A 21,319-nucleotide genomic window follows, 5' to 3' on the forward strand; every position below is an offset into this window, starting at 1 on the left:
GCGATGTCCACTCCCGGAATCCGCCAGGCGTGCGCCGCGCTCGCCGCCACCGTCTCGCTCGCCCTCACCCTGACCGCCTGCGGTGGCACCACCAAGAAATCCGTGGCGGACGACGACGCCGGCGCCAAGCACTCCCACGCCAAGGCCGACCCGAACGCCCCCACCAAGAAGGGCCTCACCGTCGCCTTCCTGCCCAAGCAGGTCAACAACCCCTACTTCACCGTCGCCGACAAGGGCGGCCGGCGGGCGCTCGGTGAACTCGGCTCCTCCTACAAGGAGGTCGGCCCGAGCAGCGCCACCGACACCTCCGGCCAGGTCTCCTACGTCAACACCCTCACCCAGCAGCAGGTCGACGGCATCGCCGTGTCCGCCCAGGACCCCGGCGCCCTGTGCACCGCCCTCGAGCAGGCCATGAGGAACGGCATCAAGGTCGTCACCTACGACTCCGACACCAACGCGGGCTGCCGGGACGTCTTCGTCTCCCAGGCGAGCGCCGAGGCCCTCGGCCGCTCCCAGGTCCAGCTCCTCGGCAAGCAGCTCGGCTTCAAGGGCGAGATAGCGATCCTCTCCGCCGCACAGACCGCGACCAACCAGAACACCTGGATCGGCTTCATGAAGGACGAGCTGAAGGAGCCCCGTTACAAGAACATGAAGCTGGTCGAGACGGCCTACGGCAACGACGACGCCCAGCAGTCCTTCCAGCAGACGCAGGGCCTCCTCCAGGAACACCCCCGGTTCGCCGGGATCATCTCCCCGACCACCGTCGGCATCAAGGCCGCCGCCCAGTACCTCTCCGGCTCGAAGTACAAGGGCAAGGTCCGGCTGACCGGCCTCGGCACCCCCAACGACCTGCGCCGGTACGTGAAGAACGGCACCGTCGACGCCTTTGAGCTCTGGGACCCCGCCAAGCTCGGCGCCCTCGCCGCGCACGCCGCCGTCGCCCTCTCCTCCGGGCAGATCACCGGGCAGCGGGGCGAGACTTTCAAGGCCGGCGGCCTCGGCAGCTTCACCATCGGTGACAAGGGCGTCGTCGACCTCGGTGCACCCACCGTCTTCGACAAGGGCAACATCGACCGGTACAGGTTCTGACCCGGCATAGGCTGGGCGCGGGGCGGGGGAAAGCGGAACGGAGCACAGGCGCGCATGGCAGGCAGAGTCGGCATCAAGGACGTGGCCCGGCACGCGGGGGTCTCGGTGGGCACCGTCTCCAACGTCATCAACCGCCCGGAGACGGTCACCGAGGAGACCCGGCTGCGGGTCCAGGCCGTGATCGACCGGCTCGGCTACGTGCGTAGCGAGAGCGCCCGCCAACTGCGGGCCGGGCGCAGCCGCATCATCTCGCTGCTCGTCCTCGACATGGGCAATCCCTTCTTCGTGGACGTCGCGCGCGGTGCCGAACGGGCGGCGCGGGAGGCGGGGATCGGCGTCATGGTCTGCAACAGCGGCCAGAGTCCCGCCGAGGAGGCCGCATACCTCTCCCTCTTCGCCGAACACCGGGTGCGTGGCGTCCTGTTGACCCCGGCCGACGCCACGGGCCGCAACATCGACGCCTTCCGCCGCCACCGCATCCCGTTCGTCCTGGTCGACCGGGTCGCCGAGGGCACCACCGAGTGCTCGGTCTCCGTGGACGACGTGGCGGGCGGCGCCCTGGCCGTGCGTCACCTCGTGGACACCGGGCACCGCTCGATCGCCTACGTCAGCGGACCGTCCCAGCTCAAGCAGGTCAGGGACCGCCGCGAAGGCGCCCACCTCGCCCTCACCCAGGCCGGGCTGGCCCCCGAGATGCTGCGCGAACTGCCCACCGACCGCCTCGACGTGGCCGCCGGCCGTGACGCGGGCGCCCGCCTGCTGGGCCTCGCCGAGCGCCCCACGGCGGTGTTCTGCGCCAACGACCTGCTGGCCCTGGGGGTCCTCCAGACCCTGTACACGGCGGGCGTCAAGGTGCCGGAGGACATGGCGATCGTCGGTTACGACGACATCGAGTTCGCCGCCGCCTCGGCGGTCCCGCTCACCTCGGTACGCCAGCCCGCCGCCACCATGGGCGCGCTGGCCACCGAACTCCTGCTGGAGGAGACGGAGTCCGAGTCCTCCGAGGGCCACACCCACCGCCGGGTCGTGCTCCAACCGGAGCTGGTGGTGCGGGGGTCGAGCCTGGTGGCCCGCTGAGTCCTCCCCCAGCTGGCTGTAATCCGGCACCACCGGACCGGTGTTGGCGGCGCGGCCCTCGCCCCCGGTGAGCGTGGCGGCGTCCTGCGGGCCGCGTTGCGGGCGTCCAGCACCTCATGGGTGGCGTCCAGCACCTCATGGGTGGTGGGGGACACCAAGGTGCCGCCGGTGGTGGCGAGCGCCTGGTTGGTCTCCACGAAGTCGCGCGCGAGGCGCTCGTACGCAGCGAACGTCTCTGTGTGGTCCGCCCGCGCGGCCGGCTCACCGGCCAGCACGTAGGCGCCGACCAGTCAGACGCTGGAGCCCTGGCCCGACAGGAACGAGGTGGCGTGGGCCGCGTCATCCGCGAGTGCCACGCGGCCCGACGCCCAGGTGGGCACGTGGATCTGGCTGACCACGTCGAAGAACAGGTCGTCCGCCTCCCGCATCGCGGCCACCGGCCGGGGGACGTGCCGGCTCCGCCCGGGGAACCGGGAGGCGACCAACTCCCGCCGCGCCTCGGGGTTCCCGAAGGCGTCGTAGACGATGTCCACCCCGTCCTCCCGGTCCAACGGGGTGGAACGCGCGGTGCCGGTCGCCGATGGATGATCCCCCTCGGTTGTTGTCGGGCGAGCCACGGGCGGCCGCCTCTCCGACACCCGCGCACGTACACCGCGGGCCGCGAACTACGCGCCCCGCGTGGTCCCCACCACGCGACGCCCGATCTGTGGCTCGTGTCGGAGTTTCTCCGTGCGCAGTCAGCGTCCGACACACGTGCCGTCACCTACCGGGCCGCGCTCCACCTCGTCGCGGAGCGGCCGGTTTCGTGCAACGAGCCAGGCTGGGAGCGCGGGCCGGCCGAGCCGGTCGCTTCCCCGTACCGGACGAAGCGTCTCCTGTCTCAATTGCACTGTCGGCCCCGTCTGCGGGCTGGCCGCGGCCCTTGTGCGCGAATGCCGTCACATCAACGGAATTGACCATTCCGGCGGGTGGTCCCGGAGAGGCGCTCTCCTTAAGCGAGGCTTAAACACTTCTTAAGCGTTCTTGAGTCTCGGCTCGTTCCTCAAGTAACCGCAGTTCAGCGGGTTTTGATGGCACCCTGCACAAGTTGGCCGAGGCAACGGCCGTGCGTACCATCGGGATCCCCCCACGGCTCACCGCAGCTGAGAGAGCGCTCTCAAGCGGAACGATCTGCCTCCTCGTTCGCGGTCCGCCGTACGGGCGGAACCACCTGCACCCCCCACAGACAAGGTGTCATCCCAGCCATGGCAGCTCATCGCGCTCGGCGGTGGACGCTCGGCGGACTGGTCTCACTGGTCGCCGCCGCACTCGTCACCGTCCTCCTCATCACGACGACCGGCTCCGGGGCGAACCGGGCCAGCGCCGCACCCACCGCGGTGACCTGGTCCGACGACTTCGACGGCAGTGCGGGAAGCGCTCCCGACCCCACCAAGTGGACGCTCGAAACCGGCGGTTCGGGCAATGGCAACCACGAGCTCCAGTACTACACACCGGGCAACCAGAACGCCGCCCTCGACGGCCAGGGCCACCTGGTGATCACAGCGCGCAAGAACACCGACTCCGGGCTGCAGTGCTGGAACGGGACGTGCCAGTACACATCGGCCCGCCTCAACACGGCCCGCGGCTTCACCCAGGCGTACGGCCACTTCGAGTCCCGTATCAAGATTCCCCGCGGCCAGGGGATCTGGCCGGCCTTCTGGATGCTCGGCGACAACCTCCCCAGCGCGGGCTGGCCCGACAGCGGGGAGATCGACGTCATGGAGAACGTCGGCAAGGAGCCCGGCATGGTCCACGGCACCATCCACGGCCCCGGCTACTCCGGCTCCGGCGGGCTCGGTGCCGCGTACACCCTTCCGGACGGCAAAGCGTTCGCCGACGACTTCCACGTCTTCGCCGTCGACTGGAGCCCGGCGGCGATCACCTGGTCGGTGGACGGCCACGCCTACGAGACCCGCACGCCGTCCGACCTCGGTGGCAAGAAGTGGGTCTACGACCATCCGTTCTTCCTCATCCTGAACCTCGCCGTCGGCGGCGACTGGCCCGGCAGCCCCGACTCGGCCACTTCTTTCCCGCAGACGATGACCGTCGACTACGTCCACGTCTCGACCTCCGACGCGGGCGGCTCGACCGGCTCGACCGGCTCTACCGGCGCCGGCGGCGCCATCAAGGGCATCGGCGGAATGTGCGTCGACGTTGCCGGCGCTTCCGCCGCGGACGGGACGCCGATCCAACTGCACGACTGCAACGGCGTCGACGCCCAGAAATGGACGCTGGGCAGTGACGGCACCCTCCGCGCGCTGGGCAGGTGTCTCGACGTACGCGGCGGTTCCACCGAGGACGGCACCCCCGTCCAGCTCTACGGCTGCAACGGCAGCAAGGCCCAGCAGTGGACGTACACCTCCGCCCACGACCTCACCAACACCGGTGCGGGCAAGTGCCTCGACGCCAAGGACAATGCGGCGGCCGACGGCACCCGGCTACAGATCTGGGCCTGCGGCGGCACCGTCAACCAGAAGTGGACCGTGGGCTGACCCCGCACGGCGGACGGCCCACCCCACCCCACCCCACCCCACCCCACACTCGCCTCCACGAGGCACACGCACCAAGGAAAGGCGCAAGAACATGGCACCACGTCACCAGCGCAATCTCAGCCGCCGCAAGCTGCTCGTCGCCCTGGGCGGAGCGGCGATAGCGGCGCCCGCCGCGGCGGCCCTGGCTCCCCACGCCCTCGCCGGTACCTCGGACAACGGCACGAAGGCCGCAGCGGCAGGGGCGCTCCCGCTGACGATCGTCAACAACAGCGGCTCGTTCGACAACGCCTCGGTGCACGTCTACATCGTCGGCAACCAGGACGGCAAGCAGGTCCGGGTCACCCCTGACGGCACACTGGCCCCGATATCGCTGTCCGACAACGGCACGGACGGCTTCACCGACTACGCCCTTTCCCTGCCCGCGAGCGGGGAGGCCGGCCTCACGCTGCCCCGCATGTCCGGCCGCATCTACGTGTCGCTCGGCGAGAAACTGAAGTTCAAGGCCGTCGCGGACGGGAACGGCAATGCGGCACTGCAGTACCCCGCCGGCTGGGTGACCTCCGACCCCAACTACCGCGTCCTGCACGACTGCGCCGAGTTCACCCACAACGCCTCGGGCATGTTCTGCAACACGACCATGGTCGACATGTTCAGCGTGCCGATGAGCATCCGGCTCACGGGAGCCAAGGACCAGACCACGGGCACCCTGCGCGACGGCGGCCGCGCCGCGGTGTTCAGCGCCGTCAAGCAGGTCCCGGAGTTCGCCCCCCTGGTCGTCGACGACCTTCGCGTCATCGCTCCCGGCCACGGGCTCGACGCGGGCCTGTTCGCCAAGGACTACTTCGCCCCGTACATCGACCAGGTGTGGAGCACCTACACCGGTAAGGACCTCACGGTCACCACCAACGCGGGCACCTTCACCGGCCGGGTACGCGCCGACAAGTTCACCTTCGACGGCCCGGCCCCGGTCGCCTTCGGCAAACCGTCCACCCGCGACGTCCTGTTCTGCGACGGCAACCTCGCCGCCCCGAACGACGGCACCACCGGTCCTGTCGCTGCCGTCCTGGGCGCCGGCTTCAACCGCTCCACCCTGCTCAGCAACCCCGCCCAGCCGGTCACCGACGCATCGGCCTTCTACCGGACCGACCTGACGAACCACTACGCGAAGGCCGTTCACGCGGCGACACAGGACGGCAAGGCCTACGGCTTCGCCTTCGACGACGTCGCCGACTTCGCGTCCTACATCCAGGACACCGCACCCACTGGGATCCGGCTGACCCTGACGCAGTTCTAGGACTTGTCCGGCCGATCATGTGCGGAGCCAGATGGCGAGGGCGGCTGCAGTCGCGGTCCCGAGGAAGACGTAGCCGTGCGTGTCGTAGCGGGTGGCCACGGCTCTGGCGTGTTGGAGCCGGTTGATCGCCCGTTCGGCGGTGTTGCGTCTCTTGTACCGCTCTTCGGCGAAGCCGGGTGGCCGTCCGCCGCGTGAGCCTTTGCGCAGGCGGGCGGCCTGGCCCGTCAGTCTTCTCCGAAATCGTGTGCCGGATACCCGCCGCCGCAGGTACTCACGGCAGGGGCCGTTGCTGTACGCCTTGTCCGCCGCGAGGCTGTCGGGCTTCTTGCGTGGCCTGCCCGACCCGGTCCGAGAGACGCGGATCTTCTCCGACACGGGCTCGAACTGCGTGCAGTCCGCTCGCTGCCCTGATGTGACAACCAGGGCAGCGGGCGGCAGCGGTCGTCCGCACTCAGGTGGAGCTTGGTCGTGAACCCGCCCCGTGAGCGCCCCAGGCCCTCGCCTCCAGCACCACCTCCACCAGGCGGGCGACGAGACTCGGCCATGGCGTTTCGCCCTGGTGTTCTGCCGCTGTGTCCCCTTTGAGCCGGGAGCCGGCGGCGGGTCGGTGCGGGCGCCGACCGCGTGCTGGTGCGCGCGAACGATAGTCGAGTCGACCGAGCTGTCCCGGTCGATCCCACCCGCAGCGTCGGCCTCGGCCTGGACCTGCTGGAGCACTCGTTCCCAGGTTCCGTCGGCCGACCACAGGCGGTGGCGTTCATGAACCGTCTTCCGAGGTCCGAACCGTTCGGGCAGATCACGCCACTGAACTCCGGTTCGCACCCGGTGCAGAATCCCGTCGATCACCTGCCGGTGGTTCCGCCACCTGCCACAACGTCTGTTGCTGACCGGCAGGAACGGCCGCAGCCGTTCCCACTCGGCATCACTCAGATCACCCCGCCCCGTGTTCATATCAACGACCCGGACGCGGAGTAGTCACATGATCGGCCGGACAAGTCCTACCTCGAGCCGGCTGTGCTACGCCATCTGACGGCCCTTCTAGCGCCTATTGATGCAGGCGGGTGCGCACGGTCGTGCCGCGTGCTCATCCACGAGGACGCGGTAGGCGTCGACCCGCCCCCGCGACACCACCGCCCTGCGCCGCCGCCTGTTGCGCTTGTCCGTACGGCTGTGGTGGCACCCCTACTGGGAGACCGCCCCCTCGGTGCCGGCGGCGCGCTGCGAGCTACGCCGGATGGTCCGCGCCCCGGGAGCCATCCGGGCCGCGTGACCCGGCGCCTCGGTCGACCAAGAGCACGAGGTTGCGACAGGGGTTGCGCCTACTGTTGCGCGACCCGACGGACCATCTCCGCGTTCGCGCAGGTCACCATGCAATTTCGTCGTGGTCCGATAGCTCACATCCCCGTTGCGGCCGCTCTGCCCATGTCCCCTGGCTGGAGCCCCGACGACTGATCGCTCCAGAGCTACGGATCAAGCTCCCCACATCCACGGCTGACATCAACGACGCCGAACGGGGGCGCCACCAGCGCCTACGGCGCGCCGTTGAAGAAGCCGGACTTCAAGTTTCCGACGACGACGTCGAGTGGATGTCCACTGACGATGAACGGCCCGCTCCAGGGTGCGCTGAGTGCGAAGAGCAGCGCCAGGCTCAGTCCGACCACACTTGCGACACCTACGATCAGCAGTGATGTTCGCAGGCTGCTGCGGAAGACCAGTGCGCCGGAGTTCACGATCAAGGCCACTCCGCTGACCACGAGCGTGACGACGTAGAGCGCGGGAACCTCGCGCGAGGCGGCCGCAACGCGGGCGCGACGACTGCTGGTGACAGCGTCCATGGAAGCCACCAGCTCCGTGCCTGCCGTGGTTCCCACCTCGGGCCGGGCCGCCTCGGCGCGCACACTCTGCTCCAGCTGTGCGATCGCGCGAGCGGTGGTGGGGTCGTCACCGGACGCCGCTGCTGCGGCCTCCCACTCCCTGGCACGCGTGGCCTTCAAGTAGTCCAGCAGTGCCGCATGGATCGGCTCCGACCGGACTCGCGGACTGGTCGCCGCCCATGCCAGGCGGGAGGCCGCGACCGCCTCGTCGCTCACCAACCCCTCGGCTGCGCGCAGGTAGCCGGCCTCGCTGGCCAATGTGAGTGCCGCAAAGATCGCGAAGGCAGCGCCGAGTGTCGGCATCAGGGGCGTGGCGATCTGCGGCACCCGATCCCGTTCCTCGACCGGTACGAGCGCCCGGACGCCGACCCGCGCCACGGCCGCGACCAGTAAGGCAAGCAGGAGCCCGCCCACAACCAGCACCACCGCCGGCAGCGAGGTCAACCAGTCCACCACATCACCTACAGCGCGTTACCGAGAGCACCACATGGCAGCGGCACACTTCGGCCCCTGCGGCCTGGAGTTCCGCGTCGATCGCCCTTGACGAAGGCCCCATGATCACAGGTCGATGACCTGGGCCGCGCGCGACACTCGGTACGGCAAGCTCGTTTCGTTGGTCAAACAGCTGCATACGGCCCAGTGCGAGGCGGTACCGACAACGACCGCCGCGCCCGTCTCTCATTCCGTCTCGTTCAGTTCCGTTCACGGCCGTTCAGGTGGGTCACCGGAGCCCTTCGCACTCCGGTGACTGGCCGTCGGGGGTTGTCGACCCACAGCCGGCCGGTGACCTGGGTGACGCACGGTCCATTGGCCAGGGCAACAGCCCTCGGCCGCAGCGGGCTGCGTGTCCCGCCGCCGTCACCGCCTGGAGCCGCGCCCGAATGTCTTCCATCCGAGCGACCCGGGTCGGTTCCCCCGCTTCGGGCGTGGGGACGGGGGTGGCGGTGCCTTGTACTGCACCAGCCGGTTGTTTTCTGGCAGGGACGCCACCCCTTGCGCTGATTCTGTCGGAGCGGTCCCGGGCTGGCAGGCCCGGCGATACCGTGGTGGCACACGCCAGTTCTTCCATGGGGGAGCCTTCGATGAGCGATCAGCCGGCCTCTGCCGCTGCCGTCCGGCAGCCGCTGGAGCCCGCGGCGGCCGACGCGGTCCTCGCGTACGCGGCCCGCACCCGCGCGAAAGCCGACCAGTTCGCCGCCGTCTTGGAGGACATCGCCACCAACGGCCTGCCCGCGGTGGAGAACTGCACACCCTGGGAGGAACTGCGCGAGACCCACCTCGCCCGGCTCACCGCCCAGCGCCCGGCCGTCGCCTGATGACCTCCCCACGCAGCCGTCGCGCCCGCATCGCCTTCTCCGACGCCGCCGCGAAACAGCTGGAGACCATCACCAGCGAATCCGAGATCCACGCATTGGACCGCGCCCTGGTCGTCATCTCCGTCGACCCGGACATCGGCGAACCGATCCCCGGCAACACCACCGGACCCCAGCTGCGCCAGTACACCGACGACATCGAAGCCGTCCGCGTCCTGTACTTCGTGACCACCCTGCGCACTGTGGTGATCGTGGCGTACATCGAGGTCTAGCTCACGGCCTTTGCCCACGGAACACCCCCCGCGTCGGCGGGAGGACCGCTGCCACATCTGGACCTCGCGCCGGTACTCGGAACGTCCCGGCGTTGGCGGGGAGGACGTACTACCTGGGCATCGGACTGCTCGCCGAACAGGAGAACGAAGCCACCGCATGAGCTCCCTGCTCACCGGGGACGAGATCAGCCACGAGACCGGCCTCCTCTGGCTGGAGGACACCACCGACCTGGACTACGTTCGCCAGAGCCTGGACCGACTACCCACCCGCAAAGGCAAGCCGGCCTACCACCGTGACGGTCGCATGATCGGCTACGCCCTCGTGGGCCCCACCGCCAAACCCTCCCGCGCCACCGGTACCTTCCGCCGCCATGTCTTCAGGCTCCTGCCCCACGACCGCGACAGCGAGCCCGACGGCTTGTACGCCACCGGCGCGCCCGCCGAAGCCGCAGACCCCCGCACCCTGGAGCCACGCGTCAAGGGCTACAAAACCGAAGGCTCTGAAGGCGGCCCGCAATCCACGGCCATGCAAGAACTGGGCATAACTCTGCCTCTATGCGAAGAACGAGTGCGGCCTGGACCAGTACGAAGTCCGCCGCTACGCCGGCTGGATGAGGCACATCACTCTGGCCATGCTCGCGCATGCCTTTCTCACGGCCACGGCTGCACAGGCGGCGGCAAAGGGGGATGCAGAAACGGTTCCACCCTGGTTCCGCTCACCGTGGCGGAAGTCCGCCGGCTCCTGGCAACTGGCCTCGCACACCGGCCCCGCCCGCCACTTCACATCCATACGCTGAGTTGGTCGCGATGGCGGCGAAGGCGTCAGGCCGTGGCCCGGCACTGTCACTACCGACGACGAAGTCATTCGTCGGAGGGGCGCTCCGGCAAGACCGCCCCTGGCATGCCAGCAGCCAACTACACTCCCGACGATGCCTCTGACCAGGCCAGATAGCGAAACGCTGCTGGAGTACTAGGACTCCGGGGCCGTGTAGCCGAGGTCGAACCACTCCGTCGCCGTCCATGTTGTCTCGCTGGTGGAGCGGTTCACCGACTGGAGACGGAAGAGATGGACGTTGGAGGACATCTCGTTGAACTCGCAGAACTGATCGCCTGGCCGGAGGCTGGAGAGCGGCATCTCGTTGACGACGCCGTCGACGCCGGGGCCGTTGCCGTTCTCTCCTGTCACCGCTCGTTCGCAGGCCCGCATGCCCATCTTGCCAGTGACCTTCCTCCCGCCCCAGGCGATGGTCAGGGTGACACCGTCCGGGCAGGAGTGGATGTCGAGGTCGTGGTGGCTCATTGGGCTCCAGCCGTCGTCATGGTTGCGGACGACAGGGCCCTTGTCGTCGAAGCCGACCACGGAGTGGTAGCACTCTTTTTCCGGTGCTCCTTCAACGGTGAACTTGGCGTCCTGCAACCTGGGTTCGGGTCCGCTGCTCTTGATCTCATGTGGGGCGGGGTGTTGGCCGGGCAGCCGGTCGTGGTCGCCGTCACTGGAGGAACAAGCCGTTACCAGCAGGGCGAGGCCGAGGAAGCCGCCGGTTAATAAGCGCTGAGGCAAGCTAGGAAGCATGCCCGCACGATGCCATCGGTACCGGGCATGTTCAACGTCCGCGAGGACTATGCGGACGGTTCAGCCACGGGTGCCGTGGCCGAGGGCGCGGCGGGGAGCCGGTTCGGCGGCCGGAGCGCTGCCAAGGACTCCGCGGGCCCGAAAGCGAGCTGAACACCTCTGTCGGACACCAGGGGACGGGTCCGGCCTGGCGATCGATCTCCGGGCGACGCTGTCCGACAATCGATCGGTTCCTGGACGCCTTACGGCCACCGCTCACATATCCGGGATCCAGAGGCTACGAACCGTGGTACGGAAAAAGCGGGTCAGGACGAGCGCCGCGGGCCGTCAGATCGCAGCCGCAGGGCCCGCCGTGTTCGACGACGCCACCGCCCGGATCGACCGGCTTGACCGCGAGCCGACCGCGCACGTCGATGTGAACCGGCCGGACAAGATCCGAGGGGTACGAGGCCAACTGGGAGGCCTGGCTCGGGTTCTGCGCCGAGGAGGGCCTCCCGTCGGCCGCCGTGCGCACCGGGAACCTGGTGGCGTTCGTCGAATGGTGCTGGACCCAGCCCGGCCGCCGGTGCGGCACCCTCACCGCCCCCACCACCATTGACCGCCGTCTGTCCGGTGTCGTGGTCACCGCCTGCCGCCAGCTCAAAGTGCAGCTGGCCGAGGACATCGCCGAAGAGGCCCGCGCCCTGCTGAAGGCGAAGAAGGTCAAGAAGACGGAGAAGGACGGCGAGCGACGCGGTAACGGGCCCGCCGCCCTGCTCGTGCGGCACATGGAGAAGGTCGCCGCCGCCCTGCCCGCCAACCGATTCGGGGTGCGCGCCCTGTCCCTGATGGCTTGCGCCCACGCAAGGACACTGGCAGCAACGGCCGGACGAACTTCACCATTGGACAGTTCATGGCGACGTATCACCAGACCATGATCCACAATCAAGATCATTTGATGACACAACCTAGTCGGCCTGCAGGACGAAGAACAGGAAGCACAAGAAGCGTGGTTTGGCCGCGATGGAGTCGGGGAACAGCTCGCGGGCGGCTGGATCAGGCTCTGGCTCGCTGATGATCGTGATCCGGAAACCGGCCCCGGTGAAGGCCTCGATCATTGCGTGCAGCGGCCTGTGCCAGATACTCATCAGCGCGGTCTGGCCGCCCATGATCCACTCTTCGGTCCAGTTGGTGGTGTCGAAGTAGTTGTACTCGGCCTCGCGGCCGGCCTGGCGGTGCATGAGGTTGCTGGCAAAGGGATGGTCGACAGATGCGATCAGCCGACCGCCGGGCTTGAGTATGCGCCGCAGCTCAGCCAGCGCCGGCCCCCAGTCCTCCAGGTAGTGCAGCACCAGGGACGCGACGACATCGTCGAACGTGTCATCAGAGTAAGGAAGCGGGCCGCCCAGGTCGGCCACCTGCAGGTCCGCACCGTCGCCGAGCCGCCGGCGGGCGAGCTCCAGCATCCCGGCACTCGCGTCGAAGCCGCTCACGATGGCGCCACGGTCGCGCAGCGCCGCGAACAGGGGCCCGGAGCCGCAGCCGGCATCGAGGATTCGCCGGTCGGCCACGTCTCCGGCGAGGGCCAGCATCGCGGGCCGCTCGTAGTAGGCATTGATGAGGTTGGCTTCATTTTCGGCCGTGTACGCCTCGGCGAAGCTGTTGTAGTCGTTGACCTTCGGCGGATCCCCAGTCACCGCGGACGGCGAGGTGAGCCCGTCGGAGCGGGCATGCTCTTGGCGCTCGTTAGAAATCATGGTGCGGGAGACGTGTGCTGCACCAAATCGGTTCCTAGCAGCCCCCGTTCGCCCTCACAGCCTTGAGCATTTACCGAGCCGTTCGTTCACGCGTGACGATCAGCGTTATGTCATGTCGGCCTCAGGAACAGGCACTCACTACTCCCAGCGGGCCCAGTGCCGGGCCGGTGTGCGAGTCGGCCCGGCACGGTCAGAGAGTGAGGCCGTGCCGGCCGGTGGCACCGTCGGGTTGCGGCCCAAACCCTTAGCTACTGCAGAGCGGCGCTTGGCACACTTCGGTGTGTGACAACGGCACCCCACACATCGCAGCTGCACCTGATCTCCCAGGTCCTACTCAAGCAGCTCACAATGCCCGGACCGAGGGCAGCGGATGGCAGCTCCTCCCGTTCGACCTGCATAGGCCCGGGCGCCTGCACAAGCTGAATAGCACCCGCGCGTGCGGCTGGGCCGAGGACTTCGTCGCGTTCGACTTCGCATCCGCTGAAGAACTGTGGTGCGGTGTGGAGAGACGCGCTCCTGACGCGCTGGCCGCCGTCCATGCCGGCACTCCGTTCGCCGACCCGCTTCGCGTGGCAGCGCTGCGCGACCTGGTCGTACTTCACTTCGTCCGGTCTCACCACTACCGGGAGGTGCACACTGGCGCGTCGAGCGGAGCCGCGCAGGACTGGTCGGCAAGCTGATCGACAAGTTCTCGGAGCAGCTACGCCGCGAGGCACCGCTGGAGACGGGCCTGCATCCGCACCAGCATCCAGGACACCTTCTTCAAGGTGCGAGCCATGGCGTCGACGTGGGGGGTGGAAGTGCTCACTCCCTAAACTGGCCAGTTCCTGCTCGGTGACGACCTTGCGCTGACCGTACGCACGGAAGGAGGCACCACGACGTACGGCATGGCTTTCGGGGGCGCTCACACCCTCATCCTGCCCATCGGACCCAAGCACCTGCTGGTTCTCGGCCCGGAGAACCCCATGGGCACCAGCCCACAAGTCCTCGTCGACCGCCTCAACACCGTGCAGGTCCACGCGGCCGAGCACTATGTGTACATGCACCGCCAATGGCGGCCTGCAGGAGTTCACAAGGCGCGTCGCACCTGATCTCTCGCAGTGAAGGTTGAGCGTTCTTACCGAAGGTTAAGCAGCAACCAGCCGAGACCGGCCGAAGAACGCATCGTGAGTGGGGCAGTACGCCATCCTGAGTGCTATGCAAAGCATCGAGACGGTTCAACGTCGGCTTGCGGCTCGGGAAGCGTCGTTGACCAAAGCCCGGGAGAGGCTGGCACGCAGCAGGCCAGGGACCCCGGCACACCGACGTGCCAGTTTGGACGTTGAGCAGTTGGAGCGCGCGGTGCGCAGCCGGCAGGCGCACTTGGCTGAGCTCACTGCGGCGGCAGACGGCTGAGCGAGCGCCAGGGCAGAGGGCAAGGACACGCACAGCGCTCAGGCTGCGGTGAGAACGCTCAACCTTCGCTGCGACAGGTCAGCCACTGATCTCTCGCCGCGAGAGTTGAGCATCCTCGGCGAAGGCTGGTGACAGCTCGGTCTTCTCATCGAAGATTCAGTGGCCGGTGGGGCCTGACCGGGTCAAATGGGTCCATAGACGGCGGCCGGGGCACCGGTCATGAGCGCCCAGTACCGGTCGCCGTACGACCAGTGCCACCACTCGCTCGGATAGTTGACGAAACCCTCCTCGCGGAGGCACTGGGCCAGCAGGCCGCGGTTGTCGCGCGCGGTCGGCGACAGACCCGGAGCGTCGAAGGGACACCACCTCTCATCGCCCGTGCGGTGTCCGTTCACCGCGCCACCCATGTCCAGTTCCACGCCATCAGCGTCGATGAGTGTCAGGTCCACGGCCGCGCCGGCGCAGTGCGGGGCCACCTCGACCGGGGAGACGAAAGCACTGGCCTGGCGCCGAAGCTCTGTTGGGTCACTGATGCCCGCACGGCGAAGGCGATCCTCATACTGTGCGAACCGGTGAGCCTGCTCGGCCGGGCTGCGATGGCCCTCGATCACAAGGAGCCCAATGCCGGCGGGGAGCCTCTCAGAGGCTGAGCGCAGGCGTTCGAGCGCGCCGGTCCTGATTCGTCCGTATGCTCCGCGCTCGTCCCGTTCTCGCGGATCCAGTGTTACGGCTGGTACGGTGGCGATCTCCGCAAGGGGTTCGCCGCAGTCTGCCACCGGAGTGCCGATCACTCGCGGATCGCTCAGCAAGATCATGCTCAGCGAGCCTACCGTGCACGAGCTCGTTAGCGTCTCCAACCAGCAGCTACCCGGGTAGACAGAGTCGTGCCCTGCACAAAGCCGGGGCGGCGCGGTGCCCGCAGCAACGACAATACGCATGGCCCCCAGTTGAGTCCCAACCGTTCGATCTCGCGCCACTCGGTGCTCAACCTGCGGTGAGAACACTTCAACCTTCGCTGTGACAGGTCGACAAGGGTGCGCGTCTCTCCCGGTGCGCCTCATCGGTCACGCTCTGGCTCAGTCGCTTGTGTATCTCCAGTGCGTCGGCGGACTGTATGAACCCTTGATCCCGTCGAGCCACATGGTGTTGGAGTGTCGTGGCTGGCGGGCCGCATGCTGACCAGGCTTGCGGCGAGCAGCAGAGCGCCCCCGATGTAGAACGGGGCGCGAAGCCCGAAGGAGCCGGCTTCAAGACCCGCGAGAACAGCGCCGAGCGTGATTCCGCCACCGATGACCATCTGATAGGCCATGCCGACGCGCCCCAGTAAGTGAGCGGGGACGAGTGCCTGACGGAGAGACACCGCGGTCACATTCCATGCCAGGTTCGCCGCTCCGTACACAGCGATGCACGCGCCGGCGACGAGGCCCGAGGAGGCCGCGCCAGCAGCCACTGCGGTGCCTGCAGTGACCGCAGCAGTCAGCCGTAGAACTCGAGGTGTTCCGAAACGGGAGCTCAGGCGAGGGGTTGCCATGGCCCCCGCTACGCCTCCGATCGCGAAGGAGGCGACCAACAGGGCGAATCCGAGACTGGTCAGGCCCAGGGTCTGCCGGGCGTAGAGCACCAAAATGGCGATGAGGCCCCCGCCTACAAAGTTGGTGATCCCGGACGTCAGACAGAGGCGACGGAGCAACGGCTGCTGCAAGAGCCAGCGCACCCCCTGAGTCGTGTCGTTGAGCAACCTCCTCCAAGGGTTTGGTCTGGCTTGTGGCAGCGGTCGGAAGTCGCCGCTCAGCGTCAGGGCCAGTACGGCAGCGGCCCCGAACGACACCGCATCGACGGCGAAGGGAAGTGTCGCGCAGACGCCGAAGAGCAACGCGCCCAGCGGGGTGCCGAGGAGGGTGTCGGTGATGAGAGAACCTGACTGCAGACGGGCATTGGCGCGGGTCAGTTCCGGGGAGGCAACCAGCGTCGGCACGATGCCTGACCAGGCTCCGTTGTAGAGAGTCTGTCCAAGCCCCAGAAGGAAGCCGATGCCGGCCAGCAGAAGCACCGTCACCGCGTCGGCTCCTACCGCGGCGGCGAGCGCCCCGACGGTCACGGCTCGGACGGCGTCGACGACCCACAGGATGCGGCGGCGGTCGAAGCGGTCCGCTATGGCGCCCGAGAGGAGGCCGAACAGCAGCAGGGGCAGTTGTTCGGCCACATAGACGAAGGTGACCTGGCGAGGATCGGAGGTGAGCTGAGCCGCGAGCAGCGGCAGAGCGACGAAGCGCATCCCGTCGCCGAGGCTGGAGACGGTCACCGAGGCCCAGATGCGCAGATCGCTGACCGGATGCACCGGGCCCTCGTCCGGGGGTATGCGATGCCGGACACTGACGAATCACGTCGACGGGGTCGGCTGGCTGTCGAGGTCGCAAGTACCCTCCTCGACCTCGCCTTCCGCGATGACCCCATGGGGGACACGGACATTCTTGCCGACGCAGCACTCATCGTGGATCGCTACCTCTTCGCCCCAGCGACCAGCCCGGATTGAGGCCAGCCACTCCAACGACCATTTGTCACCGCAGCGACGTGAGCGAGCCATCGGCCTGGCCGAGGTGCTCGCGCAGAGCGGCATTCTCCGCTTCGAGTTCGGCGTTGCGCAGGCTGAGGGCCTGGATGTGATCGGCGTAGGCGGCAATGGTGGCGCTCATCTCCCGCTGCCCGGCCGCATGCTGGAAGCGTAGGGCGCGGTCGACTCGCTTGGGACGAGTAATCTCGGTGGTGAGGGTGTCGTCCTGAGAGCGAGGCGTGTCCAGTGCCTGCAGAAGGTCGGTGATGGTCTTGGCCAGGGGTGAGCGGTAGTAGGTGGCGCGAGAAATGCCAGCCTCGAAGAAGGCCGCGACTACCGCCGGCCTGGTCGTCTCCACCCGGGCCCGCTTCGGGTTCACCGCCGCGCCGGGCACGACCGACGACGCCCGGAGCAGATCGCGGCCGAAGGCCTCGCCCAGATTGCTTCCGCGCCAACCACTCTCGCGTGCACGGCCTGGGCGTGGAGTTCACCGACGTGGAGCACATGCAGATCGAGCTGTAGCCTCCGCTAAAACGTCTTGGTCCGGCCATCTGTAAATGGCCGGACCAAGACCGGTAAGGCGGTTTGAGTGCTTGAGACGGACGCCGATGGGCGGGGGCGGCCCGGGCGATGGTTGAGGTCATCGCATTCCCGGACAGGCAGGAGTCTCGATCATGATCTCCGCCACCGCTGTCACCGCCGCCCCCGTTTCCGGCCCGGTGGACTCCGCTGCACCCAGCGTGGGCCTCTTCGCGAGGTACCGGACCGGCGAGGGCGAGGCGTGGCGGACACCGGTCGACCAGTGCTGGTCTGTGACCATGCCCACCCTCACCTGCGACGGACGCATGGGGACCCAGACGTTCGCCGTCCACGCGGACACCGCCGACCAGGCCATCGCCCTGGCCGCGGACCGGGCCCGCACCGACGCCGCCGCCCGCCGCCGACGCCTCGCCACCGTGAACGTCCGCGCCGCCACCGTGAGCCGGGCGTGACGGGCCGGCTTGCCCGTCCTGCGTGTCATCGCAGCGGCATTTTGGCGGAGTTGGAGGTGAAGCTACCACTCCACCGACCCCGATCGCGGGGCCCGCCTGTGCTTCCGCCTCAAGCCCGGCAGCTACGACACCGCCGGACTCATCGAGGTCCTGGAGCATGGGCTACGACGAGACGGCCGACCTCTTCCACGTCTCGCACGTCCTGATGGAGGAGGGGGACCATGTCGGCAGCATCCGCACGCTCAAGCAGTCCATCCGCGTCCAGCCCGCCCAGGCCCAAGGCCCGGGCCATCGACGCACGCTTCCAGTTCAGGCGGTGCCGCAGGAGCGGAGTCCGCCCCCCGGGGCGAGTAGGTACGGCGGATCTGAGTGAGCAGGGAGACGCCTGATTCGTCGGGGAAGACGATCCAGGCACGTGTGTTCACGGCCCCTTTTCGATGCGCGGCCACTCGCGCGCGATCCAGCGGGCGATCTCCGATTCGTCCGCTCGACCGCCCGCCGCTCGGGCCGTTGCAGGCTCCATCCGAGCCGGCCGGTCAGCAGCCGCCATACCGACGCCCTCGACAACATCACCCCGGTTGTCCGGGTGACGACCGCGCCAACTCGTTCCAGGGTCCACAGCTCGGTCTCGAAACCGTGAGCCTGGGTACCTTGCTCCAACACGGCCCGGGCCATCTCGACCTGGGTGTCGTCCAGCTTGGGTGGGCATCCGGTGGCTGCCCGTCGCTGCAAGGCCGAAGCACCCGTCTTGCTCCCACACCCGCCGCCAACGCCGCACACTCTCGGCACACACCCCCACTGCCCTCGCGATCTCCGCATTCGAGGCGCCGTCCTCGAACAACTCGACTGCCCGAACACGGCGCGCCTCCGCCAACTGAGGCCGCGACAACTGCTGCTGGCGTCCGGGTTCGTTGACGAGCAGGGTCGGCGGCGTCGGCTGCCGCCGCAGCCGGCAGGGCGTTTCGCCTCTTTCCTGAAGTTCCCTTTTCCTCTGCGGCCACCTTCTCCAGTTCCGCCAGGAGCTTCGGGTCGACGGCCATCCCGGCAGCGTGGTGGTGCGCGCGGGACACCGTAGAGTCCACGCTCACCAGACACAAGTCGACCTGCCCTAGACTCGCCGCCTCGGCGATCATCGTGTCCATCAGTGTCGGGAAGGTCCCGGCGGCGACCCAGATCTGGAACCGACCGTAGACGGCGACCAGGGTCCGTACCGCTCGGGGATGCCCCGCCACGGACTCCCCGTCCTGAACCGCCACATCACCGCATTGAACTGCCGGCGCAGGTCGGGGATCGGCCCGCGCTCGCCTAACGGCAGATGCGGCTCGACCAACACCAGTCGGCTTCGCTCAGATCACCCCGCACACAGCACTTCTACTGGTCGTCCCCGACGTGTTGTCGAGACGGCGTCAGTCGGCGCGGTCGCACGTGACCTCGTGGAGGATCGAGGCCAGTTCGCCCGGGACCGACAGCATCGGCCAGTGCCCGGTAGCCAGGTCAAACCGGCGCCACGGCGACATGTTCAGACCGGTAAGCAGCGGCTCGCCGGCGTCCAGCATCGCGGTGAAGTCATGGCAGGCGACGACCACGCGGTCCACCTCGGGGCCTGGCGTGGCGGACCTGACCAACGGCTGCTCAAAGGTGCGGAAGGGCTGCGGCAAGCCTTGGGCCCGAAACAGCCGGCGTTGTGCGGGTCCGAGCCCGTCGAGGGTGCGCTCGGATCCCAGTTCCTCAAACGGAGGCAGCGGCAGCCGCCAGCCCTCCCCGTCCTCGGCGACCTGTCGTCGGATCCTCGCCACCCGCTCCGGCGGCATCAGTCCGAGCATGCTCATGCCCTCACTGAACGGGGCACTGTCGACGTAGACCAGCCGCCGCAGCCGTCGGCCGAGCCGACCGGCGGCGCCGCTCACCGGCGCTGCCGCGTAGCTGTGTGCCACGAGCGTCACGTCGCACAGGTTCTGCGACTCGACAAAAGCGGTGATGTCTTCGATATGAGTGTCCAAGTCGGTGTTGGGCCCGCCGGGTTGCGCTCGTTCGCCCAGCCCGGTCAGGCTGAGCGGCAGTGCCCGGTGACCGAGCTTCGTCAATGCTTGGGCTGTGTCCTGCCAGGCCCACGCGCCCAGCCAGGCGCCGGGAACCAGTACATACGTCGCCATTCCGTTCATCTTCCAGTCGGGTGCTGCACGGACAGCACCTTCCAACAAGGTCGAACGAAGATAGGTCCGATCTAGGCCACAAGATGTCCTAGATCGGGCGGGAGGCGGGTGAGCCCTACGCCCCACATAGGGCGAATGCCATGGCAGTTGACTGGGCCATCCATCACCTCGGCAGACTCCGGACGGCAGCCGGGGCACCTGCTCCAGCACCCAGCCCGCGTGTCACCAACGTCCCGGGACAGCACACCTAGCCCGCCGGTCCTCTCTCCTCCGATCCGACTCGGCGGGCAGCGCCGCGTCGCCCCGTGCACTGCTCGGTCACGCCCTCACCGCCGCCCTACCGCGGCCGGTCTACCGGACCGGCTGCTCCTTCAACGCCCGGCCTCGCGTTCCTGCGCCGTAAGCGCCGAAGCCCCAGGCCTTGGCGACTGGGGCAGCCAAACGCCCCAGGGGGACGTCGCCGTGGATCGTGTCGGATGAGCTGTGGGATCAGTTGGAGCCGTCGCTGCCGCAGCGTTGAGCGCAAGTTGCGGTATCCCGGCCGCAAGCCGCTGTCGGACCGGGTGACCCCGCCGTCGGCGGTCCGTCGAAGGACGGGCTTCATTGCCTGGTGGATGCCGAGGGCCGCGCCCTGCGGGCCCTCGCCACCCGCCCCGGCTCCGGGCCGGCGGTTCAGTACGAGCACCACCCCTCGGGCCCGTCACGCACTGGCTTTATTCACATCGAGCGACAGCGTGCGTGGGCTGGTTCGAGCAGCGGTGCAGGGCCTGGCGTGCCGGCGGATGTCGACACCGGCTGGCCGCGCTCACCGGCCCGGGCGAGAAGGAGGCTCGGGAACTGGCCGGCTGGGCGGACCCACGAGCGGAGGCATACTTCTTGCGCTCTGGCCCGACCGCGGCCTGGCTGCACGTCCTTCACGAGAGCACGCCCCGCACCTGTCCCTGGCCGACGAGGCGGCCGGCGTCTGAGCAGCCGCCCCGTTCATTGAGCACTCGCCACCGTATCCCCGGACGCCGCCCAGCTCGCCGCCGACCCCTACGTTCTGGGTGCGCTGCTGTGCCTGGCCGACGCCGGCGCCCTCACCCCCGCCGGCGTCCGACGACTGCTCCCGCACGTCCCCGCTGGCCCCCGGCCCAGGCGCCGGCAACGGCGCCAAGTGATCGAGGATGCGGTCGGCCGCAGACTTCGAGACCCCGAACGACGGCGCCACCTGCCGCAACGTCAGGTTCGTGCGCCAGTACGTCGCGACCAGCACCACCCGGTCCACCTGCGGCAGCCGCCAGGGACGGCCGCGCTGAGCATCACCACCACAACACCGCCACCAGGCTGGTGAACTGCGACTCGCTCAACCCGGAGAACAGCTCGATCCACAACGGATCACCGCTGAGATCGCCTCACCGATGCTCAGCCAACGCATCAAGCGCCGCACCGGTTACGGACCAACCTCTAGGGTTCGACGCGCCACTCTC

At 68.5% G+C, this 21,319-nt stretch carries 20 protein-coding genes and 6 pseudogenes; 13 read left to right on the forward strand and 13 right to left on the reverse strand.

What is annotated here, in order from left to right:
* Positions 1 to 3 precede the first annotated feature (3 nt).
* Positions 4 to 1,089 (forward strand): rhamnose ABC transporter substrate-binding protein, encoded by a 1,086-nt coding sequence (gene rhaS / locus AB0F03_RS33365; RefSeq protein WP_361999027.1) that lies wholly within the window; start codon positions 4 to 6, stop codon positions 1,087 to 1,089.
* 54 nt (positions 1,090 to 1,143) lie between these two features.
* The gene (locus tag AB0F03_RS33370) at positions 1,144 to 2,166 is read left to right on the forward strand and encodes a LacI family DNA-binding transcriptional regulator (protein ID WP_361999030.1); all 1,023 of its coding nucleotides are present in this window, start codon (positions 1,144 to 1,146) and stop codon (positions 2,164 to 2,166) included.
* Between the two features lie 290 nt (positions 2,167 to 2,456).
* Here the strand turns inward: AB0F03_RS33370 and AB0F03_RS33375 are convergent, their stop codons facing one another.
* Positions 2,457 to 2,699: a hypothetical protein gene (locus tag AB0F03_RS33375; protein ID WP_361999032.1), complete on the reverse strand. Its 243-nt coding sequence runs from the start codon at positions 2,697 to 2,699 to the stop codon at positions 2,457 to 2,459.
* Between the two features lie 711 nt (positions 2,700 to 3,410).
* Here AB0F03_RS33375 and AB0F03_RS33380 point away from each other — a divergent pair.
* Both AB0F03_RS33380 and AB0F03_RS33385 read left to right on the forward strand, forming a co-directional pair.
* Positions 3,411 to 4,697, forward strand: a complete 1,287-nt coding sequence (locus tag AB0F03_RS33380; RefSeq protein ID WP_361999034.1) for a family 16 glycosylhydrolase — start codon at positions 3,411 to 3,413, stop codon at positions 4,695 to 4,697.
* Positions 4,698 to 4,788: 91 nt separating this feature from the next.
* Positions 4,789 to 5,991 carry a glycoside hydrolase family 64 protein gene (locus AB0F03_RS33385; RefSeq protein ID WP_361999036.1) on the forward strand — a complete coding sequence of 401 codons (1,203 nt, stop codon included), beginning with the start codon at positions 4,789 to 4,791 and terminating at the stop codon, positions 5,989 to 5,991.
* Between the two features lie 15 nt (positions 5,992 to 6,006).
* Here AB0F03_RS33385 and AB0F03_RS33390 read toward each other — a convergent pair.
* Positions 6,007 to 6,942: pseudogene (locus AB0F03_RS33390) on the reverse strand (IS5 family transposase).
* A 100-nt stretch (positions 6,943 to 7,042) separates the two neighbouring features.
* Here AB0F03_RS33390 and AB0F03_RS33395 point away from each other — a divergent pair.
* Positions 7,043 to 7,261, forward strand: a pseudogene (locus AB0F03_RS33395) (hypothetical protein).
* 259 nt (positions 7,262 to 7,520) lie between these two features.
* On the opposite strand, the gene AB0F03_RS33400 reads toward AB0F03_RS33395, so the two are convergent.
* Positions 7,521 to 8,318 (reverse strand): hypothetical protein, encoded by a 798-nt coding sequence (locus AB0F03_RS33400; protein ID WP_361999039.1) that lies wholly within the window; start codon positions 8,316 to 8,318, stop codon positions 7,521 to 7,523.
* A gap of 629 nt (positions 8,319 to 8,947) precedes the next feature.
* Here AB0F03_RS33400 and AB0F03_RS33405 point away from each other — a divergent pair.
* The 4 genes and pseudogenes from AB0F03_RS33405 to AB0F03_RS33420 all read left to right on the forward strand — a co-directional run.
* Positions 8,948 to 9,181, forward strand: coding sequence for a hypothetical protein (locus AB0F03_RS33405; RefSeq protein WP_361999041.1), 234 nt, complete (start codon positions 8,948 to 8,950; stop codon positions 9,179 to 9,181).
* The gene (locus tag AB0F03_RS33410; RefSeq protein WP_361999043.1) at positions 9,181 to 9,450 is read left to right on the forward strand and encodes a hypothetical protein; all 270 of its coding nucleotides are present in this window, start codon (positions 9,181 to 9,183) and stop codon (positions 9,448 to 9,450) included. Before AB0F03_RS33405 ends, AB0F03_RS33410 begins: the two co-directional genes overlap by 1 nt.
* Positions 9,451 to 9,607: 157 nt before the next feature.
* Positions 9,608 to 10,003, forward strand: a pseudogene (locus AB0F03_RS33415) (DUF6009 family protein); the annotation flags it as partial.
* A 4-nt stretch (positions 10,004 to 10,007) separates the two neighbouring features.
* Positions 10,008 to 10,247 (forward strand): annotated as a pseudogene (locus AB0F03_RS33420) (IS701 family transposase); the annotation flags it as partial.
* 173 nt (positions 10,248 to 10,420) lie between these two features.
* Here the strand turns inward: AB0F03_RS33420 and AB0F03_RS33425 are convergent.
* Entirely contained in the window at positions 10,421 to 11,023 is a 603-nt protein-coding gene (locus tag AB0F03_RS33425; protein ID WP_361999046.1) for a hypothetical protein, read from the reverse strand.
* A gap of 506 nt (positions 11,024 to 11,529) precedes the next feature.
* Between AB0F03_RS33425 and AB0F03_RS33430 the strand changes: the two genes are divergently transcribed.
* On the forward strand, positions 11,530 to 11,940 hold the full coding sequence (locus tag AB0F03_RS33430; RefSeq protein WP_361999049.1) for a hypothetical protein: 411 nt from the start codon (positions 11,530 to 11,532) through the stop codon (positions 11,938 to 11,940).
* Positions 11,941 to 11,970: 30 nt separating this feature from the next.
* Here AB0F03_RS33430 and AB0F03_RS33435 read toward each other — a convergent pair whose 3' ends face one another.
* Positions 11,971 to 12,759, reverse strand: a complete 789-nt coding sequence (locus tag AB0F03_RS33435; RefSeq protein WP_361999052.1) for a class I SAM-dependent methyltransferase — start codon at positions 12,757 to 12,759, stop codon at positions 11,971 to 11,973.
* A gap of 887 nt (positions 12,760 to 13,646) precedes the next feature.
* On the opposite strand from AB0F03_RS33435, the gene AB0F03_RS33440 reads away from it, so the two are divergent.
* Positions 13,647 to 13,850, forward strand: a complete 204-nt coding sequence (locus tag AB0F03_RS33440; RefSeq protein WP_361999054.1) for a hypothetical protein — start codon at positions 13,647 to 13,649, stop codon at positions 13,848 to 13,850.
* Positions 13,851 to 14,336: 486 nt separating this feature from the next.
* Here AB0F03_RS33440 and AB0F03_RS33445 read toward each other — a convergent pair whose 3' ends face one another.
* Positions 14,337 to 14,969 carry a M15 family metallopeptidase gene (locus tag AB0F03_RS33445; RefSeq protein ID WP_361999056.1) on the reverse strand — a complete coding sequence of 211 codons (633 nt, stop codon included), beginning with the start codon at positions 14,967 to 14,969 and terminating at the stop codon, positions 14,337 to 14,339.
* A gap of 242 nt (positions 14,970 to 15,211) precedes the next feature.
* Complete coding sequence (locus tag AB0F03_RS33450; protein WP_361999059.1) at positions 15,212 to 16,492, reverse strand: MFS transporter; 1,281 nt, start codon at positions 16,490 to 16,492, stop codon at positions 15,212 to 15,214.
* Here AB0F03_RS33450 and AB0F03_RS33455 point away from each other — a divergent pair.
* Positions 16,487 to 16,687 (forward strand): hypothetical protein, encoded by a 201-nt coding sequence (locus tag AB0F03_RS33455; RefSeq protein WP_361999062.1) that lies wholly within the window; start codon positions 16,487 to 16,489, stop codon positions 16,685 to 16,687. The two genes, AB0F03_RS33450 and AB0F03_RS33455, sit on opposite strands and share 6 nt — an antisense overlap.
* Before the next feature lie 25 nt (positions 16,688 to 16,712).
* Here AB0F03_RS33455 and AB0F03_RS33460 read toward each other — a convergent pair whose 3' ends face one another.
* A complete protein-coding gene (locus tag AB0F03_RS33460; RefSeq protein ID WP_361999064.1) occupies positions 16,713 to 17,063 on the reverse strand; it encodes a hypothetical protein in 351 nt (116 codons plus the stop codon).
* Between the two features lie 316 nt (positions 17,064 to 17,379).
* On the opposite strand from AB0F03_RS33460, the gene AB0F03_RS33465 reads away from it, so the two are divergent.
* Positions 17,380 to 17,697, forward strand: a complete 318-nt coding sequence (locus tag AB0F03_RS33465; protein ID WP_361999067.1) for a hypothetical protein — start codon at positions 17,380 to 17,382, stop codon at positions 17,695 to 17,697.
* 309 nt (positions 17,698 to 18,006) lie between these two features.
* Here AB0F03_RS33465 and AB0F03_RS33470 read toward each other — a convergent pair whose 3' ends face one another.
* The 5 genes and pseudogenes from AB0F03_RS33470 to AB0F03_RS33490 all read right to left on the reverse strand — a co-directional run.
* Positions 18,007 to 18,372 carry a winged helix-turn-helix domain-containing protein gene (locus AB0F03_RS33470; protein WP_361999105.1) on the reverse strand — a complete coding sequence of 122 codons (366 nt, stop codon included), beginning with the start codon at positions 18,370 to 18,372 and terminating at the stop codon, positions 18,007 to 18,009.
* A gap of 67 nt (positions 18,373 to 18,439) precedes the next feature.
* Positions 18,440 to 18,586 (reverse strand): annotated as a pseudogene (locus tag AB0F03_RS33475) (helix-turn-helix domain-containing protein); the annotation flags it as partial.
* 252 nt (positions 18,587 to 18,838) lie between these two features.
* Positions 18,839 to 19,030, reverse strand: coding sequence for a transposase (locus tag AB0F03_RS33480; protein WP_361999070.1), 192 nt, complete (start codon positions 19,028 to 19,030; stop codon positions 18,839 to 18,841).
* A gap of 73 nt (positions 19,031 to 19,103) precedes the next feature.
* Positions 19,104 to 19,850, reverse strand: a complete 747-nt coding sequence (locus AB0F03_RS33485; protein ID WP_361999072.1) for an alpha/beta fold hydrolase — start codon at positions 19,848 to 19,850, stop codon at positions 19,104 to 19,106.
* A gap of 1,138 nt (positions 19,851 to 20,988) precedes the next feature.
* Positions 20,989 to 21,211 (reverse strand): annotated as a pseudogene (locus AB0F03_RS33490) (transposase family protein); the annotation flags it as partial.
* Positions 21,212 to 21,319: the final 108 nt, after the last annotated feature.

Source organism: Streptomyces sp. NPDC028722, assembly GCF_040637655.1.
Lineage (GTDB): Bacteria > Actinomycetota > Actinomycetes > Streptomycetales > Streptomycetaceae > Streptomyces.

What these genes read in the sequence shown, in the direction of transcription:
- AB0F03_RS33485 (WP_361999072.1), bottom strand. Translation starts at nt 19,850, where the DNA reads ATGGCGACGTATGTACTGGTTCCCGGCGCCTGGCTGGGCGCGTGGGCC.
- AB0F03_RS33465 (WP_361999067.1), top strand. Translation starts at nt 17,380, where the DNA reads ATGATCTCCGCCACCGCTGTCACCGCCGCCCCCGTTTCCGGCCCGGTG.
- AB0F03_RS33370 (WP_361999030.1), top strand. Translation starts at nt 1,144, where the DNA reads ATGGCAGGCAGAGTCGGCATCAAGGACGTGGCCCGGCACGCGGGGGTC.
- AB0F03_RS33425 (WP_361999046.1), bottom strand. Translation starts at nt 11,023, where the DNA reads ATGCTTCCTAGCTTGCCTCAGCGCTTATTAACCGGCGGCTTCCTCGGC.
- AB0F03_RS33445 (WP_361999056.1), bottom strand. Translation starts at nt 14,969, where the DNA reads ATGATCTTGCTGAGCGATCCGCGAGTGATCGGCACTCCGGTGGCAGAC.
- AB0F03_RS33440 (WP_361999054.1), top strand. Translation starts at nt 13,647, where the DNA reads ATGGCTTTCGGGGGCGCTCACACCCTCATCCTGCCCATCGGACCCAAG.
- AB0F03_RS33435 (WP_361999052.1), bottom strand. Translation starts at nt 12,759, where the DNA reads ATGATTTCTAACGAGCGCCAAGAGCATGCCCGCTCCGACGGGCTCACC.
- rhaS (WP_361999027.1), top strand. Translation starts at nt 4, where the DNA reads ATGTCCACTCCCGGAATCCGCCAGGCGTGCGCCGCGCTCGCCGCCACC.
- AB0F03_RS33405 (WP_361999041.1), top strand. Translation starts at nt 8,948, where the DNA reads ATGAGCGATCAGCCGGCCTCTGCCGCTGCCGTCCGGCAGCCGCTGGAG.
- AB0F03_RS33410 (WP_361999043.1), top strand. Translation starts at nt 9,181, where the DNA reads ATGACCTCCCCACGCAGCCGTCGCGCCCGCATCGCCTTCTCCGACGCC.
- AB0F03_RS33470 (WP_361999105.1), bottom strand. Translation starts at nt 18,372, where the DNA reads ATGGCCCGGGCCGTGTTGGAGCAAGGTACCCAGGCTCACGGTTTCGAG.
- AB0F03_RS33455 (WP_361999062.1), top strand. Translation starts at nt 16,487, where the DNA reads ATGCACCGGGCCCTCGTCCGGGGGTATGCGATGCCGGACACTGACGAA.
- AB0F03_RS33385 (WP_361999036.1), top strand. Translation starts at nt 4,789, where the DNA reads ATGGCACCACGTCACCAGCGCAATCTCAGCCGCCGCAAGCTGCTCGTC.
- AB0F03_RS33380 (WP_361999034.1), top strand. Translation starts at nt 3,411, where the DNA reads ATGGCAGCTCATCGCGCTCGGCGGTGGACGCTCGGCGGACTGGTCTCA.